Source organism: Streptomyces sp. NH27, from assembly GCF_056859195.1.
In genome coordinates this window covers 1-14,635 of record NZ_JACEGK010000154.1, presented here as the reverse complement: position 1 = coordinate 14,635, position 14,635 = coordinate 1, and the positions used below count along the sequence as shown (strand labels likewise).

Below are 14,635 nucleotides of genomic sequence, written 5' to 3'. Positions count from 1 at the left end.
GTCCTGGAGGCTGTCGACGATCTCCACGGCCATCCCGGCATCGACGCCGCACGTCCACAGCGGGAGGAGTAGGGGGTGGCCGGGTGGGCCGACCAGGCGCAGGAGGCGCACGCCAGCGTGGGCTGCCGCGCTGATGGCGTGGAGTCTTCCGATGGTCCGTATGTCGATGGCGGCGTCCAGGCGCAGTTCCAGGACGATCGGGCTTGCGGCGGTCGGCCGGGTGAGGGTGGCGGCGTGGGTCATTGGTGCTCCTGAACGAGCGGGGAGGAGGTGCGGGATACGGGGGTGCCGGTTTGAGGGGTGTTCAGTGGTCGGTTGCGGCGAGGACCGCCTCGGCGCCGACGGCGAGCGGGGCGGAGGGCGGTATCGGGGTGTGAAGGTGCGCGATGTGTGCCCACCGGCCGGGGAACCGGGCGGAGAACTCCAGGTGGCCACCCGGACCGAGGGCGTGCTCGGCCAGCCGCAGCCGCTGGATGTCACTGGTGCCGGCCGGGGCGTAGATGTGGAAGGCGTCGCGCAGGATGCGGGAGACCGGTGCCTGGGCGTCGAGGCCCGCGGCGCCGTGTATCTCCATCGCCAGCCGCACGCTGTCCAGGAGCAGGTCGGCCCCGACGAGCTTGGCGTGGATGAGGTCCGCGTCGCACGGGTGGCCGTGGTCCAGGGCGTACAGCGCGGTGTAGAGCGCCACGTGTGCGCTGCGGCGGTTGGCTTCGATCCGGCCGATTCTGTCGGTGACGGTCGGCAGGTCGGCCAGGGATTTCCCGTAGCGGGTGCGGTGCTGTGCGAAGTCGGTGGTCTCTTCGAGCAGGGCCGTGTGCAGGCCGAGGGCTACTGCCGCGAGCTGTGGCCGCCCGTACAGGATGGACGTGGAGTAGGCGGCGGTCAGGCCGTCCCCGGCCGCGCCGAGGACGTGGTCCTGGGGGACGCGTACGTCGGCGAAGTGCACGCGTCCGAAGGAGAATCCGTGCAGGCCCAGGCGTTCGCCGTGCGGGGCCGGGGACACGCCGGGCAGGTCGGCCGGCACCACGAACGCGGTCAGGCCGCCGGAGCCGGGGCCGGTGCGCGCGACGACGACGTGGTGGGTGGCGGTGTGGCTGTTGCCGATGTGGGCTTTGACGGCGTTGATCTGCCAGCCGCGTCCGCGGCGCCGGGCGGTCGCGTGCATGCCCAGTACATGGCTGCCGGAGCCTTCTTCGGTGACCGCGATGGTCGGGAGAACGGCTCCGCTGGCGATCGCCGGCAGCCACCGCTCCCGTTGCAGTGCGCTGCCCAGGTGGAGGATTGGGGCGGTGCCGAGTTCTGCGGCCTGCATGGCCGCGCCGGTGGCGCCGCTGACGCGCGACAGTTCCTCGGCGATGATCGCGGCGGCGGTATGGCCGAGGTCCATCCCGCCGTATGCTCTCGGGATCGTCGCGCCCGTCCATCCCTCCTGGGCCAGCAGCCGGGGCAGTTGGGGGTCGACGGCCCGGTCGCGCTCCATGCGGGCGACCCGCGGGGCGATCTGTGTTTCGGCGAACTTGCGGACGTGGTCGCGCAGCGTGGTGAGGCGTTCCGAGGTCAGTGCGGTCACCAAGTCCTCCCGCGGTCTGGGGTGGTTGAGCGGTGCGGTGGCGGTCACAGGAGGCCGCGTTCGTGGGCGCGCCGGTCGATGACCGCCACGGCCTCGTCGCGGGCGGCGTTGGCGAGCATGAGGCTGCGCTGGCCGGTGGACTGGTCCATCGGTTCGGGCCCGATGAAGCAGACCGAGCCGAAGCAGATGCCCAGCCGGTCGTGGATGAGGGGTGCACCGGCGTAGGTGCGCACGCCCAGCCTGTCCACGACGACGTTGCTCTTGAACCTCGGGTGCGCGTACAGGTGCGGGAGGATCAGCGCGACGGGCCGGTGAAGGACCTCCGGGCAGTAGCCGTAGTCCAGCGGCATCGAGCGGTCGACCGGGGGCGCGTCCTGCGCGCAGTACAGGCCGGGAAAATGCTGCCAGTCGGTGATGAAGTTGACCATTGCCCAGGGCTGCCCGCTTGCGTGGCCCAGCTCGGCCGCGATGGCGTCGAGTTCGGGGTCGGATTCGACGTCCAGACCGAGGTCCTGAAGGAGTTCGGCGCGCCGCCGCACGTCGACGTCCACCTGGGGGACATGCATTCCGGAGCGGGAGTCGAAGGTCATGCGGGCGCTCCGATACGGGGAGAAGGGACGGGGGCGTGGCGGGTGATGGCGTGGCGGACCAGGGCGGCCAGGGCGGTGGTGGCAGACGAACGGTCGCGGGCGTCGCACCACACGACCGGGACGTGCGGCGCGAGGTCGAGGGCGTCGCGGATCTCGTCAGCGCTGTAGTGGTAGCGGGCGCCCTCGAAGACGTTGACGGCGATGACGAAGGGCATCCGGCGCTGCTCGACGTAGTCGATCGTGGGGAAGGCACTCTCCAGCCGTCGGGTGTCGACCAGGACGACGGCGCCGACCGCTCCGTGGGTCAGCCCCTCCCACAGGAACCAGAAGCGGTCCTGACCCGGAGTGCCGAACACGTACAGCGTCAGATCCCGCTCAAGGGTCAGCCGTCCGAAGTCCACCGCGACCGTGGTGGTCGACTTCCGCTCCACGCCCGCCAGGCAGTCCGTCTCGGCGCTGGGGCGGGTGAGCCGCTCCTCGGTGCGCAGCGGCCGGATTTCGCTGACCGCCGTGACCAGGGTGGTCTTGCCGACGCCGAACGGTCCGACAACGAGGATCTTGACGGCGGTCGTGCCGGCGTCTGCTCCTGCCGGGGTCACCATGCGCTCAGCCCTTCGAGGACGCGCCGCAGGATGTCCACGTCGCTGCCGGGCGTGGCCGTCGCCATGCGCGGCAGGAGCAGGGCACCGATGTCCAGCAGATCGCCGATGAGCACCTTGGCGGCCCACACCGGGCGGCGGATGGCGGCGGCGATCTCGGCCACCGACACGGAGCGTTCGCCGCAGGCGTCGAGGACCTGGGCCTCTTCCGCGTCCAGCGGCCGCGTATTGCCGTCGGCAGGGATCACCTGTGTCTCCAGATACAGGGCATGGGCGACGGAGGTACGTCCCCCGGTCACGACATAGGTGCGCGGCTCACGCGGAGCCGGGTCCGGGACGCCGGCCGTCGCGGGCTCGTTCCAGGACAAGGGCATTACCGCTCCAGTCCAGCGGCCGGTTCGACGGCGGTGCGGGCGGGGGTCGCCAGGTGGGCGCGGACGCTGGCGATGAGGGACACCATCTCGTGGCCGATCAGGTTCGCGTCGGCGTCCACCCCGGTGACGACGATCAGCACGCTCCCGGAGGCGGCGCTCATCACGAAGATCCTCGTGGTGGACGTCTCGATGAAGGCTTGCCGCAGGTCGCCGTCTTCCAGGCCCTGGGCGAGGGAGTGCAGACCGGCGCCCAGGGCGGCCAGGCGGTCCGCGTTGTCGCGTTCCGCGCCTGCCACGCTCACCGGCAGGCCGTCAGCGGTGGCGAGTTCGGCCACCACCACTCCAGCAACGGTGCTGATGAAGCGCTCCAGCAGGAAGGAGAAGTCCTCCCGGTGCTGTTGAAGGGCGCTGGCGCGCTCGTCGAACTCGGCGATACCGATCATGATTACTCCAGGAAAGTCTCGGGACGGCGCGCGGTCAGTGCGCCGGGTGACGTACGGGACGGTCCGTCACGGGCCGCTGTGCTGGCCCGGATCGTGCCGCCCGGGCGGGGGATCGCCGAGGTGAGCGGCGCCCTGGAGGAACGCGCCGATGGTGCCGGCGGCGACGTCTCGGGGGGCGTCGGCCGCGCGGTCGGGCTCGCGGGCCGGAGCAGGCCGCGGCGTGGCACGGTGCCGGCGCGGGAGGTGCGGGCGCTGCTCGCGGTCGTGCTGCACCTCCTCGGGCGCCGCGTGCGGGGCAGCGCCACGCTCGCGCACCAGTACTGGCTGTGGCGGACGCGAAGCCGCGGCTTCGGGCGACTCCATCGGCGATACCGGCGCGCCGGCAGCGCCGCGCTGCTGCGAGGAACTGCTCGTCGGCAGGATCAGGAGCTTCGGCGGAACGACGACGGTTGCCCGGGTGCCGCGCTCGCCGGCCGGGTGGAGCGAGACCAGCAGGCTGTACGTCCGCGCGAGCATGGCTGCGCTCAGCAGCCCGATCCGGCCTTCCATCAGCCGGTCGCGCACCACGGCGGGGTCGGGGTCCGCCAGGAGGTTGTTGTTGATCCGCAGGTCGTCGACGGACATGTGCAAGCCCGCATCGGTCACCGTGATGACCAGCCCGGAGGAGTCCAGGCCGCTGGCGATGTCGACCGGATCGCGGCTGAACCGGCACGCGTTTTCCGTCACGGCGGCCACCACGTGGATCACGCTCGACCTGGCGTAGGCGGCGACACCGACGGGTGCGACGGCACCGATGCGGACCCGTGCGTAGTCCTCGATCTCCTGGATCGCCTGCCGCAGGATCGTCAGCACGTCCGCCGCGTCGCCGCTCTGACGCAGATGGTCCCCGGCCAGGACCTGGACGGCCTCCCCGTCCCGACGCATCTGGACAAGGAGATGGTCCACGCGCAGCAGGCCGTGCAGCAGGTCCGGGTCCTCCGTCCGGGTCTCCAGCACGTCCAGCTCGCCTAGCACGCGGTTGAGCCGTCCACGCAGCCTTCGGCCTATGCCGGCCATCGCCGTCAGCTCCGCATCTGCGGTACCGGTCGGCACCGCCGCCGACTGAATCAGCGCGTCCCGCACCTGGTGCCCCAGAAGCAGCAGTTGCCGGTCAAACGTGTCGAACCGGCCGCCGGGCCGAGTTTGAAGCGCCGGAGGCGCCGGTCGCGCGGGGACATGGCCCTGCCGTACCTCGGCCAGCAGATTCGCGATCTCGGTCGTGATGCCGTCGACCGTCGTCTGGTAGTGGTCCAGCCAGGCAGCGGCGAGGTACCGGAAGTCCTGCTGCTGCGCGGCAGACGCGGTCGACACTTCGCGGTAGGCGGCGGTCAGTTCGCCATGCGAGTCGCGAAGAACGGACACGGCATCGCCCAGAGAGGAACTGGCGCGCCGCCAGAACGCGCCCGCCTCCTCGCGCAGTTCAGCCTCCGCCGCGGCCTGCGCTGTCCGCTCGGCGCTGTTATCGACGACCAACGCGACGGTCCGCGCACCCCGACGAATCGCCCACCCCGCGCCGACCGCGGCGCACGCCGCGACAACCGTCCCGAACGCAGCGTTCACCTGGTGGCCGGCAACCGCGCAACCGCCCCAGATCACCACCGGCGCCACTGTCCACGCCACAGCCGGCCCGGCAAGGTGGCGCCGGATCAGCGCAGCAACCACGGACGCGGACGTGTCCTCGGCACGAGGACGGACGGCGTGGGACGGCATCACGAATCCCCCTCAGGGACGGCGAAACGAGCGATGTTGGTACGTGTGACCGATCGCTGCGAGTGGCGTTAACGCTGAGGCCCGAGAGCGGATGACGGGCCCTGCCCGACAGTGTCCGACGCTCGTCGGACAGCACGGACAGCAACCGCCGGTTCAGGCTCACGGGCTGGCGCCCGTACCCCCTGGAACTGTCGCCGGAACCAAATGGGGACCCAGCCGACGGCTGGGTCCCAGATCACCAGGCGAATGCGCACTGTGCCAGGTCGGACACTGTGGGCTCTGCGTAGGCTCTTCGTGTCCGCGCTGGTCAGATCGTTACCAGTCGATGGGTTCACGACCATGGAAGAAGCCGCCGCTTGGACCGTCGGCAGGCAGTTGGCTCAGCCACAGCATGCCTTCGGCAGCCTCAGAAGGGGTGTACTGCGGGGCACCGTAGCCCATTCGAGTCTGGACCGTGCCCGGGGAGGCGCTGTTCACGAGGATGTTTTCATCCCGGGTCTCCGCTGCGAAGATGCGCGTGAGTCCGTTCACGGCGGTCTTCGAGATCCGGTACGCGGCGCTGCCTGAGTCCTGGATGCCCGCCAGGCTGCCCATGTGGCTGCTGACGTTCGTGATGCGCCCGTAGCCGCCCAGGCGCATCAGCCGGACAGCTTGCTTGCAGCACCGCCACGTGCCAAGCACGTTGACGTTGAGAGTAGCCTCGGCGGTTTCGATGTCGGTCTGAGAAGGCTTCTGCCCTCGGTCGATCGCGATGCCAGCGTTGTTGACCAGGACGTCCAGCCTGCCGAAGTCCCTTTCCACATCGGCGAAGAGGCGGTTGACGCTGGCGGGAGCGGTGAGGTCCAGTTCGCCGGGACGGACATCCAGGCTGCCCTCGTTCAGCATGGATACAGCAGCCTCGGCGTCGGAGAGGCGGCGAGCGGTGAGGACGACGGACAGACCGCGGCGGGCGAGACCTGCAGCCAGAGCGTATCCCAGCCCCCGGTTGGCTCCAGTGACGACGGCGATACGCGCTTGCGAGCTATGAGAGGGATGATCCACCGCGCTATGCGACCAGATCGCGCAGCCGTTCGTCTACTGCACGCGCAGCAGGGTGGTCACGATGGCAGGCTAGCTGTTCGCGCACGCCCTTCAGCAGTGCCTGGTTGCGGGCCGAGGCCGTGCTGGCCGCGGCCGAAATGCCGGATGTCTCGTCCGACAGAAGAATGCAGGCGCGGTCAAGGTCGCCCATGGCGAGTGCCGAGCGGCACAGCCACAACTGGTAGGTGGCCCGGTCCCGGGGCCTGGAGTCGGGCTGGCTTTCTAGTGCGGTCTCCAGCAGTTTCATCGTGCTGGCATGACGGCCCAGAATCTGGTGTGAGGCAGCGGTCTGCGCGGCCAGCTCGCCCGGCCCAAAATAGGAGGTCTGCGGAGGATGATCGTCGCGGTCCAGCGCGCGTTCCAACAGTTCGGTTGCCTCGCCGAGCCGGATTTGGGAAGTAGCCCGGTTTCCCAGGACAGCCTCGACGCGGGCCTGGCGGGTGGCGACCATCGCCTGCACACGGAGCGAGCCGTGCGCGGATGCCCGCCGGCCGGCCGCCAGGAGGAGCTGGGCGTCCTCGGGACGCTCGGACTCGATCAGGAGCAGCGAAAAGCTCTTGATCGTGTTTGCGGCGGCGGAGGCGTCCCCGGTTTCGCGCGCGGCACGCAGGGCGGCCACGAAATACGTCTCGGCGGCGGCACGACGGCCGGCGTCGCATGCGGCCCAGCCCCCCAGACGGCTGAGTTCAGCGGTGACCTTCAGCAGCCGTACCCGGGCGGCGCGGCCCAGCGGCCAGTCCAGCATCTGGCGGGCGGTGGCCAACTCGGCGCTGATGCCAGCCAGTACCACGCCGCCGCCGTAGAGGTTCTCCTGCTGCCGAAGCACGGGCAATCGTGACTCGAATGTCGTGACAACGTCGTCAGCCGAACCGGCCTGGGCATCCTCGGGCAAAGTGCCTGGCACGTGTGCTGTTGCTACGTTGCCCAGGCGTTCAGCCATCCCGGCCAATGCAGCCGAACTGATCGTGAGGAACCCGCGCCGGTCCATCGCCGCCTCGCCGGTTGCGTCCAATGCCGCCAGGACGCCGAGCAGGTTCCAGGGCGAATCCACGTCGGCGCCGTCAGTTCCAGGTAACCACGTCGGCCACGGTCGTGCTAGGACCACGGATTCCGGTACACCCACAAGCTGAGCCAGTGCCAGCTGACTTGGCCGGTCCGGGACGACTCCCCAGTGCTCCCATCGCCAGATCTTCTGACGGTCATCGGCGCCGCCGATGATTCCGGCGTGACGCCGTGCCAGGTCGCGCAGAGTCCATCCGTGAGCGCGGCGGAGGGCAGCCAACGGATGCCGGCTTGTTGGCGGCTCTGACTGAGGCTGCAATGGGCCGCGCCCGGCTGCGAAGTCGTCCAGAAGCGCCTGCGCACGAAACCACAGCTCAACTGCCATCTTCCGGCGTCCGGTTTCGTACTCCGACAGTCGCTGAGCGCCGATCCCGAGCTGAGTGGCGAACTGGCGCAGTGAGATACCGGCCGCCGTCCGACGGCCGCGCAAATCCGGTCCTCGCTCGTCCACTTCGAAGGCGGCGCCGCCGGTCATCCGAGCCTGCCGGACAGCGACCAGACACAACTGTTCCCTGAACCAGACTCCGGCGGTGTCCAGCCCCACCCGAGACTGAGCGCGTCCACCAGCAGCAGTCCCCGACCGCGTTCAGCCTCGTTGTCGGCAACAGCCGTCCTGGGGGAAGCGGTCAGGTCGGCGGGTACCAGCCATTCGTGAACCGCCACCCTCACCTGATCGCCGACCAGGGTCAGGCGACAGGCAACGACACCAAACGAACCGTGGATGAAAGCGTTGGCGACCGGATCACTCTCGCCCAGTGCGGCAGTTGCCCCGAGGGTGTCGGCCACGCACCAGTTCTCCATGAGGTCCATTGCCCAGTGCCGCGCAACTGGGGCCGACTCCGGCAAGCCAGGCAGCACGCACATCTGCTGGTGCTGGGTCTGCGGTGCCGATCGGGCGATCATTGTGGCCATGAAGTGCGCCTTCCAGGATGGGCGGACCGGACAGCAGCCTGGGCCAGGGCATCCAGCGCTGTCCTTGGCACATGCCACGCAGGGCCACCGATGTGCCACGTGCGGTGATCCCACGTCAGCATGCCCGCCGGGAGACGGCTTTGGCAATGTGACTGGTCAAATTGACTAACGAAGGTTGTTCGAGATCGGGACAGACGGCACACTGGCAGCCATGGCGCAGTCGAAGAGCACGGTGCCGGCCTCTGTGCCGCGGCGCGAGCTAGCCCAGATGCTCAAAGAGCTGCGCGCGGCCGCAGGGCTGACGTTGGCCGAGGCCGCGGGAAGCGTCGGCGTAGACCATGGGCACCTGAGCCGCGTCGAACGGGCGACCCGCGGCATCTCGGAAGACCTGCTCGCCAAACTGCTCGACCATTGCTACGCCGACCTGGTGACCGCCCCGGATCGGGAAAGGGCGTTCGCCCTCCTGCGCTCCGACTCGGCCGAGGAGAATCCCTACAAACGACACAGCAGCCTTCTGGCGCCGACGCAGTACGGGGGATACCTCAAATTCGAAGCAGGCGCCTCCGCGTTGCGCGCGTACGAACTGGCGCTGGTTCCTGGGCTGGTACAGACCGAAGAATATGCAGCTACGGTCATTCGGGACATGCGGCCCGACCTCACTCCACAGCAGGTAGCCACCCTGGTCGCCATCCGACGCCAGCGGCAGGAACGATTGATCGGCGCTGGAAAGACCTTCCACGCTGTGATCGACGAAGCTGCACTAAGACGACCAGTCGGTCCTCCTGGCCTCATGAAGCGACAACTGAGGCGGCTTATCGAAGTCGTTGAGCACCCGTCAGTCTCCGTGGGCTTCCTCCCGATGGAAACAGGCTGCCACGCTGGCCTGTACGGCTCTTTCATGATCATGGACTTCCCTGAGCCCACTCCGAGCGTGGTGGGGGTAGAAGGGCTGGCGGAGTCGACGTACTTCGCGAAGCAGGATCACGTGGAAACCTACTGCAAGGCGTTCGACAACCTCTGGCAGCGGGCCGTCGCGTTCGCTGCCGATCTCGATCGATTCGAGAAAGTGATCAAGGAGTCACATTCGTGAGCAGCACCACCCCGGGCAAGTCACCGCAGGCGGCCAAGCCGACCGCAGCGGAGCTTGACCTCACCGCCGTCGAGTGGCAACGCACTTCCTTCACGGGCGGGAACAACAACTGCGCAGAATTCGCCCGCGCCGGTGATCTCATCGTATGGCGCGACTCGAAACGCCCAGAGCAGGAACCACTGGTGTACACCCAGGCGGAAGTAAAGGCGCTCATTGACGGCGTGCGCGCTGGTGAACTCGACTACCTGATCGACTGAACCCTTTCTATTTCTGATGTAATAGTTGGCATCACGTCATCGCCCGCTTCTTACGGATAATCCGGGCGCAGACCCCCTCTCGTCGAATTGCTTACGGTAGCCGTGCCGTGCTGTTGGGTAGGAGTTGATTGGGCCTGACCCCTCGGGCGCGGGCCCATCCGTGCGATCTGAGCCGCACGGTCGAGCAGGGCCCAGACGTCCTCAACGTCATTCTGGGGTCCATACGCGAACTACTCGGCGCGGCGGAGCAGCACGACGACGGTGGCGTCGTCGCGATAGCCGGCATCGTCCACAGTGGCGGCTGTGACCAGTGCGTCGGCGAGGCCTTGCGGGTCGTCGGCGTGCGCCGCGCAGCCGCCAAGTCGCCTGCTTCACCTGTTCACCGGCGCGTCGTTAGCCGACTTCGTCGCCGACGTGGCTGCCGGGCGGTTCGACATCTGATCGACGAGCGCAGCGCAAGGCGGCCCGCATTCCCCGGCACATCCTGGGAATGCGGGCCGTCCTGTCGTGACCGGAGTCCGTCTCCAACGCCCTACGGCTTAGCCGTGGTGGCGGTGGCGGTGACGTAGGCCCAGCCAGATAAGACCGACACCCGCGATACTCAAGGCTTGGAAGGCACGGGGCCCACTGACCTTGGCTGCGGCGAGGACCCCTCCAACGAAGAGGGCGTACGGCAGAAGTGCGAGGATCATTCGACCAGTCTGGATCGGATTCACTGTGTGCTCCTGGGCCTATATCGTTGCGCCAACTGCTGGAGTCGTCTGTAGACATTCTGTAGGGACGATTCGCTACCTGGAACGGGGGCTCGTTGCAAGAGGGTGGTGATGGTGTCTCGGGTGTCCAGGGCTGTTGCTTCGGTGAGTTGGCTCCAGCACCACAGGGCGTTGCCCACCATGGGGATGGTCGTCGCATCGTTCGCGCTGACGCGCTGCCAAGTTTCGGCTATGAACGCCCAGATGCGCAAGCCATATTCGTGATCATGGGAGATGAGCGCAATGTCTCCTCGCACTATTCCAGCAGCGACGACATGTCTGTCGTAGGGCCCGTACGCGGTCGACAACTCGGCAATGATCGTATCGACGCTGCTGGTTGCTTCGACGAGGCGCCCGGCCTCGATGTCGGCGCAGGCCGCCTGTAGGCGGTCGCGAAACGGGTCGGGAAGTGATTTGTAGGGGCGGCGAAGATCAATCGCGGGAACGCGTGAGGGGGTCGCTTCTCCGGCTTCGAGGTGCGCGGCGTCTTCGCTGAGTTGGGGTTCGTGGCTCGCTGCTGATGAACCACCCAGGGCGCGGGGCGCTGGCTCGCTGCTGCCGTCTGGGTGGACCAATATCGAGACAAGATAGTCGGATTGCTCGTCCGTGATCGACACCTGCAGCGACTCCTCCAGTGAGGCGGCTTCGAGGCGTAGATGGTCCAAGACGGCTGCGTTGATGGCCGCCCCCGGAGGTGGCGCGAAGTACTCGTCGTCGATGAAGCACGTGCCGTCGGAAGTGATCCGGACTGTGGTGATGTCTCGGCGCTGGGGGCTCATTTCGCCGCCTCTGGTACGGGAATGGTGCTGGTGCCGGCCGCGTCGGGGAAGCTCGGCGGTGCCCAACCGCGGTAGTGGAGTTTCCAGGGGCCGTTGGTCAAGTCGCTCCGGTGGACGACTGCGATCCTGCCTTCTCCTTTGACGGTGTCGCGGACGTCGTTGCTGGCTACGAGGTCGTCACCGAGGTAGAGGGCGACATGGCCGACGTCGTGGGTGTCGTAGAAGAGGAGGGCGCCGGGGGGTGGGTTGGCGTCTCCGGGATGTGCGAGGCCCGCGTCGACGAGTCGCGCCCAGTGGACGTCTGCGGTTGCAGAGTTAGCTCCGTGAGCCCCTGGCGGACGGTAGGGCGCGTTACGCCGAACTGCTTCGCCGACGCCTTCTCGGAGGGGAGTGGCCGGCCGGCCGGGTACGTGCCGTCCAGGATGCCGTGTCGCAGGTAGTCAGCAATCTGCCGGTACTTGGGCTGCATCTTCTCCGCTGGCATCCGCGCTCCGTTGCTGGCTCGGTCGGCTGTCGTTCCTTGCGCGGGAGAAAAGTGCCTGCCACGCAGGAAACGGCGTCCCTCATGCCATATCGCTTGACAACCCGTACTACGGGGGCGCGCGGGGCTTCCGCTGACTCCGTGTAGAGGCCGGAAGTACGCGAGGTTGGCTTGAGCGGCAATGGTCTGCTGCGTGCCGCGCCGCGGTCCCCGCGATCAGTGCCAGGTTCAGGCGGCGGTGACCGCGGAGGTGTTGGTGCGGATCGCGACCAGGCGGGCGCGCTGGCAGCCGATGCCCAGGTGTGCGAGAGGGGTGTGGGCGTGCGGCCACACGGCCAGTGCCCGGCGGGTGTAGTCGCCGGGGGTGAGCAGGATGACCTGCGCGGTGTTGTCGATCCCCAACGCGGCTGCCTGGGAGCGTAGTTGATTCGTGGTGACGGCTCCGGGATCGGCCCACCGATGGTCGTAGGGCGCGATGATACGCGTGAGTGGCAGGAAACCGTGCCGGGCACTGAGGATGAGGATCGTGCCGCCTTCGGCAGTGAGTGTGTCCGCCGCCTTGCGGGCCATCGAATGGAGCTGGCCGAGGTACATGTCGCCGGCTGCGGTCGGCTGCGTCCGCTTCGCCTTGGAACAGGCTATGACCACCAGCGGGCCAGCCGACGGGGCTGCTTCGATGACCGCCGTGCTGGATTCCACAGGAAGGGCGAGCTGCTCCCAGGCTGCTGTGGCCGGCTCGCGCTTCGGGGGTCGGCCGGTGCCGGTGCGCCGGGAACGAGGCTCGACGTGGCTAAGGGTGGCGTCGGCAAGAATCCTCCCGGCGTCGGCCGGGTCGTACGCCTCGGTGATGCAGCTCCAGCCGTACTGGGCGTAGCCGCCGGCGATTGCCTCCACCTGTTCCCACGGCGTCAGCTCGGCACGGGGCACGGGCACCGGCGCGTCTTGGGGTCCGGCCAGCACGTCCACGGCCACGCCAAACGCGGCCGCGCGAAACTCCCGCGCCCGCGCGCGCAACTCGGCCGCGTTCATCCGGGCTATCGGTGCCCGGGACCGACTGTGCCGCGACCAACGGCCAAAGGCGCGGGCGGCTTCCGAATCGAGCTGTTCCGCGTAGTCCACCAGGCGAGGGAGCGCGGCGACGAGCCGTGCGACGTTCTCGGCGACGCCCGACATGGCGACCGCCGGGGCCTGGCCACGACCGGCGGGCAGTCGGTGAGCCGTGACGCCGTAGACGGCCGCCAGGACACACGCCGCGTCCGCGCGTGCGGTGCTGCGGGCGCGTGCCCCCCGAACGGGAAACCGGAGCTGAGCCGCGGCCCCGCCCTGACCATCCAAGACCAGTGGGGAGGCAGTGATGTACGACCGGCACCGGGCAGCACACCGGGCCTGCTGCACCGGCCCACCGGCGACGTCCGCCAGTGGACGGCGGTGCAGACCGAGTTCGAACTCGTCTGGCATCACAAGGTCCTTCATCCGAGTCGGGAGACGGCCGGTGGTGCCGACCACGAGGAAGGGCCGTGCGCCACGGAAAGGGAGCCGCCCGCGAGCGTGCCCCGGCTGGCGGCCGGGGCACGGGGCGAGACCTACGCCTGGACGGGACGGATCGTTGTCACGTCACCGTCGGCGTAGCGGATGACGATCAGATCGGGCGCCCACTCGTAGGTGGTGCCAGCACCCTCCACGCAGCCGTGGTACCCGAGGAGGGCGCTCAGCTCGGCCGGGGTGCCCTCTCCGCAGTCCCACACGGAGCTGTCCGGGCGGCGCCGCTCCCACGTCAAGCTCGCGGCCGGGCCTGCGAGCGCCATGAGGGACTGCTCGGCCGCTACCGCGTCGGCTGCGGCCCTGTCGGACAGCTCAGCCGCAGCCTGGAAGCCGCTCGCGACGTCGTACACCGCCCACTGATCCGATACGGCGTGCACCTGGTAGCGGAGCCCCGGTCGCGAGGGATCGCTCTCGGCGGCCATGCGCGCGCCGAAGATGCGGCCGTGGAAGCTCCGGACTGACGAGGCGCATGCCGCCGCGGCCGTGGGGAGATCGGCGAGCTGCCCGTGGCTCAGGCAGTCGGTCACGGTGATGTCGGTGCCGTCGTGCGAGAGCGCGGTGAGGTGGAGAACCCGGCCAGACGAGGTGGAGAATTCCTCCTCGACCGTGACGGTGGTGTCGTCGGCGTGCCGCAGTACCGCGTCGCACGTGAGGCTCGACTCGTCGGTCCATCCGGGGCCGAGCAGCCGCGCGGCGACCGTGGCTACGTCGGTCGGCTCGTAGCACGCCAGGAGCTCCTTCCAGGTCGGGAAGGAAACGAGCGTGCCGGACTCGCTGAGCGCGTGAAACCTGTCGGTGACCTCGGCCAGATCCTCGTCGAAGTCCGCTTCCGGGACGCTGAAGTTCTCGGCGCCGCCGTCGGCGTAGTGCAGGGCGATCTGTCGGACGTCTTGGCCCTGGGGCCCGTTGCTGCGCGCCGAGACTATGAGCTGCTCCAGAGGGCTGCCGTCCTTCTCGTGACGGCCCTGCTCGGCAACGAAGACATAGGCCGCGGTGCGTGCCCAGTCGACAGTGCAGTAAACGGTGCCCGTTTCAGTCCCGGGAGTGCGCTGCTGCTTCAGTCGGAAGCTCCGGAGCAGTGCCTGGTCTCGGCTCATCTGGAGCAGGACCGCGTCCGGTCCGCCTTTGGCCGTGATCAGCTCTCCGGCGAGCTTTCCCATCTGGCCTTCGCTGAGGGGCGGCGCGTCGTGGCTGGACAGGAATTCGTCGATCGCGTCAAGCACGTCGTCGGGGTGTGCGAAGGGTGCCAGTTCGCCAAGTACGGCGGTGACGCTGCCGTCCTGCCAGAGCTGGACCACGAAGTTGCGGAGCCTGGTACTCCAGTCGCACTTCGTGATCTGACGGGGCGACGGGTG

16 protein-coding genes are annotated in these 14,635 nt (G+C 68.7%); 2 read left to right on the top strand and 14 right to left on the bottom strand.

Features of this window, described 5'->3' with window-relative positions; all coding sequences use genetic code 11:
- The 10 genes from AC13HU_RS15105 to AC13HU_RS15060 form a co-directional block, all read right to left on the bottom strand.
- Positions 1-243, bottom strand: a 243-nt coding sequence (locus AC13HU_RS15105; RefSeq protein ID WP_483042370.1) for a hypothetical protein, incomplete at its 3' end; no start/stop codon positions are given.
- A gap of 61 nt (positions 244-304) precedes the next feature.
- Positions 305-1,570, bottom strand: coding sequence for an acyl-CoA dehydrogenase family protein (locus AC13HU_RS15100; protein ID WP_483042369.1), 1,266 nt, complete (start codon positions 1,568-1,570; stop codon positions 305-307).
- 44 nt (positions 1,571-1,614) lie between these two features.
- The gene (locus tag AC13HU_RS15095; protein WP_483042368.1) at positions 1,615-2,160 is read right to left on the bottom strand and encodes a GAF domain-containing protein; all 546 of its coding nucleotides are present in this window, start codon (positions 2,158-2,160) and stop codon (positions 1,615-1,617) included.
- The gene (locus tag AC13HU_RS15090; RefSeq protein ID WP_483042367.1) at positions 2,157-2,762 is read right to left on the bottom strand and encodes a GTP-binding protein; all 606 of its coding nucleotides are present in this window, start codon (positions 2,760-2,762) and stop codon (positions 2,157-2,159) included. Before AC13HU_RS15090 ends, AC13HU_RS15095 begins: the two co-directional genes overlap by 4 nt.
- Positions 2,756-3,133 (bottom strand): DUF742 domain-containing protein, encoded by a 378-nt coding sequence (locus AC13HU_RS15085; RefSeq protein WP_483042366.1) that lies wholly within the window; start codon positions 3,131-3,133, stop codon positions 2,756-2,758. Before AC13HU_RS15085 ends, AC13HU_RS15090 begins: the two co-directional genes overlap by 7 nt.
- Positions 3,133-3,576 carry a roadblock/LC7 domain-containing protein gene (locus AC13HU_RS15080; protein ID WP_483042365.1) on the bottom strand — a complete coding sequence of 148 codons (444 nt, stop codon included), beginning with the start codon at positions 3,574-3,576 and terminating at the stop codon, positions 3,133-3,135. Before AC13HU_RS15080 ends, AC13HU_RS15085 begins: the two co-directional genes overlap by 1 nt.
- Before the next feature lie 66 nt (positions 3,577-3,642).
- Positions 3,643-5,214, bottom strand: a complete 1,572-nt coding sequence (locus AC13HU_RS15075; RefSeq protein ID WP_483042364.1) for a histidine kinase — start codon at positions 5,212-5,214, stop codon at positions 3,643-3,645.
- A 426-nt stretch (positions 5,215-5,640) separates the two neighbouring features.
- Positions 5,641-6,366, bottom strand: a complete 726-nt coding sequence (locus AC13HU_RS15070) for an SDR family NAD(P)-dependent oxidoreductase (RefSeq protein ID WP_483042363.1) — start codon at positions 6,364-6,366, stop codon at positions 5,641-5,643.
- Positions 6,367-6,370: 4 nt separating this feature from the next.
- Positions 6,371-7,942 carry an NsdA family TPR-like regulatory protein gene (locus AC13HU_RS15065; protein WP_483042362.1) on the bottom strand — a complete coding sequence of 524 codons (1,572 nt, stop codon included), beginning with the start codon at positions 7,940-7,942 and terminating at the stop codon, positions 6,371-6,373.
- Positions 7,939-8,379, bottom strand: coding sequence for an ATP-binding protein (locus tag AC13HU_RS15060; protein WP_483042361.1), 441 nt, complete (start codon positions 8,377-8,379; stop codon positions 7,939-7,941). The genes AC13HU_RS15065 and AC13HU_RS15060 overlap by 4 nt, the downstream gene beginning before the upstream one ends.
- A 211-nt stretch (positions 8,380-8,590) precedes the next feature.
- On the opposite strand from AC13HU_RS15060, the gene AC13HU_RS15055 reads away from it, so the two are divergent.
- Both AC13HU_RS15055 and AC13HU_RS15050 read left to right on the top strand, forming a co-directional pair.
- A complete protein-coding gene (locus AC13HU_RS15055) occupies positions 8,591-9,469 on the top strand; it encodes a helix-turn-helix domain-containing protein (RefSeq protein ID WP_483042360.1) in 879 nt (292 codons plus the stop codon).
- Positions 9,466-9,726, top strand: coding sequence for a DUF397 domain-containing protein (locus AC13HU_RS15050; RefSeq protein WP_483042359.1), 261 nt, complete (start codon positions 9,466-9,468; stop codon positions 9,724-9,726). The genes AC13HU_RS15055 and AC13HU_RS15050 overlap by 4 nt, the downstream gene beginning before the upstream one ends.
- A gap of 712 nt (positions 9,727-10,438) precedes the next feature.
- Here the strand turns inward: AC13HU_RS15050 and AC13HU_RS15045 are convergent.
- From AC13HU_RS15045 to AC13HU_RS15030, 4 genes are all read right to left on the bottom strand, one after another.
- A complete protein-coding gene (locus AC13HU_RS15045) occupies positions 10,439-11,257 on the bottom strand; it encodes a hypothetical protein (protein WP_483042358.1) in 819 nt (272 codons plus the stop codon).
- Positions 11,258-11,423: 166 nt separating this feature from the next.
- Entirely contained in the window at positions 11,424-11,726 is a 303-nt protein-coding gene (locus tag AC13HU_RS15040; protein WP_483042371.1) for a GntR family transcriptional regulator, read from the bottom strand.
- A 240-nt stretch (positions 11,727-11,966) separates the two neighbouring features.
- Positions 11,967-12,911 (bottom strand): DUF6884 domain-containing protein, encoded by a 945-nt coding sequence (locus AC13HU_RS15035; protein WP_483042357.1) that lies wholly within the window; start codon positions 12,909-12,911, stop codon positions 11,967-11,969.
- 410 nt (positions 12,912-13,321) lie between these two features.
- The coding region (locus AC13HU_RS15030; protein WP_483042356.1) for a hypothetical protein at positions 13,322-14,635 on the bottom strand (1,314 nt) is incomplete at its 5' end.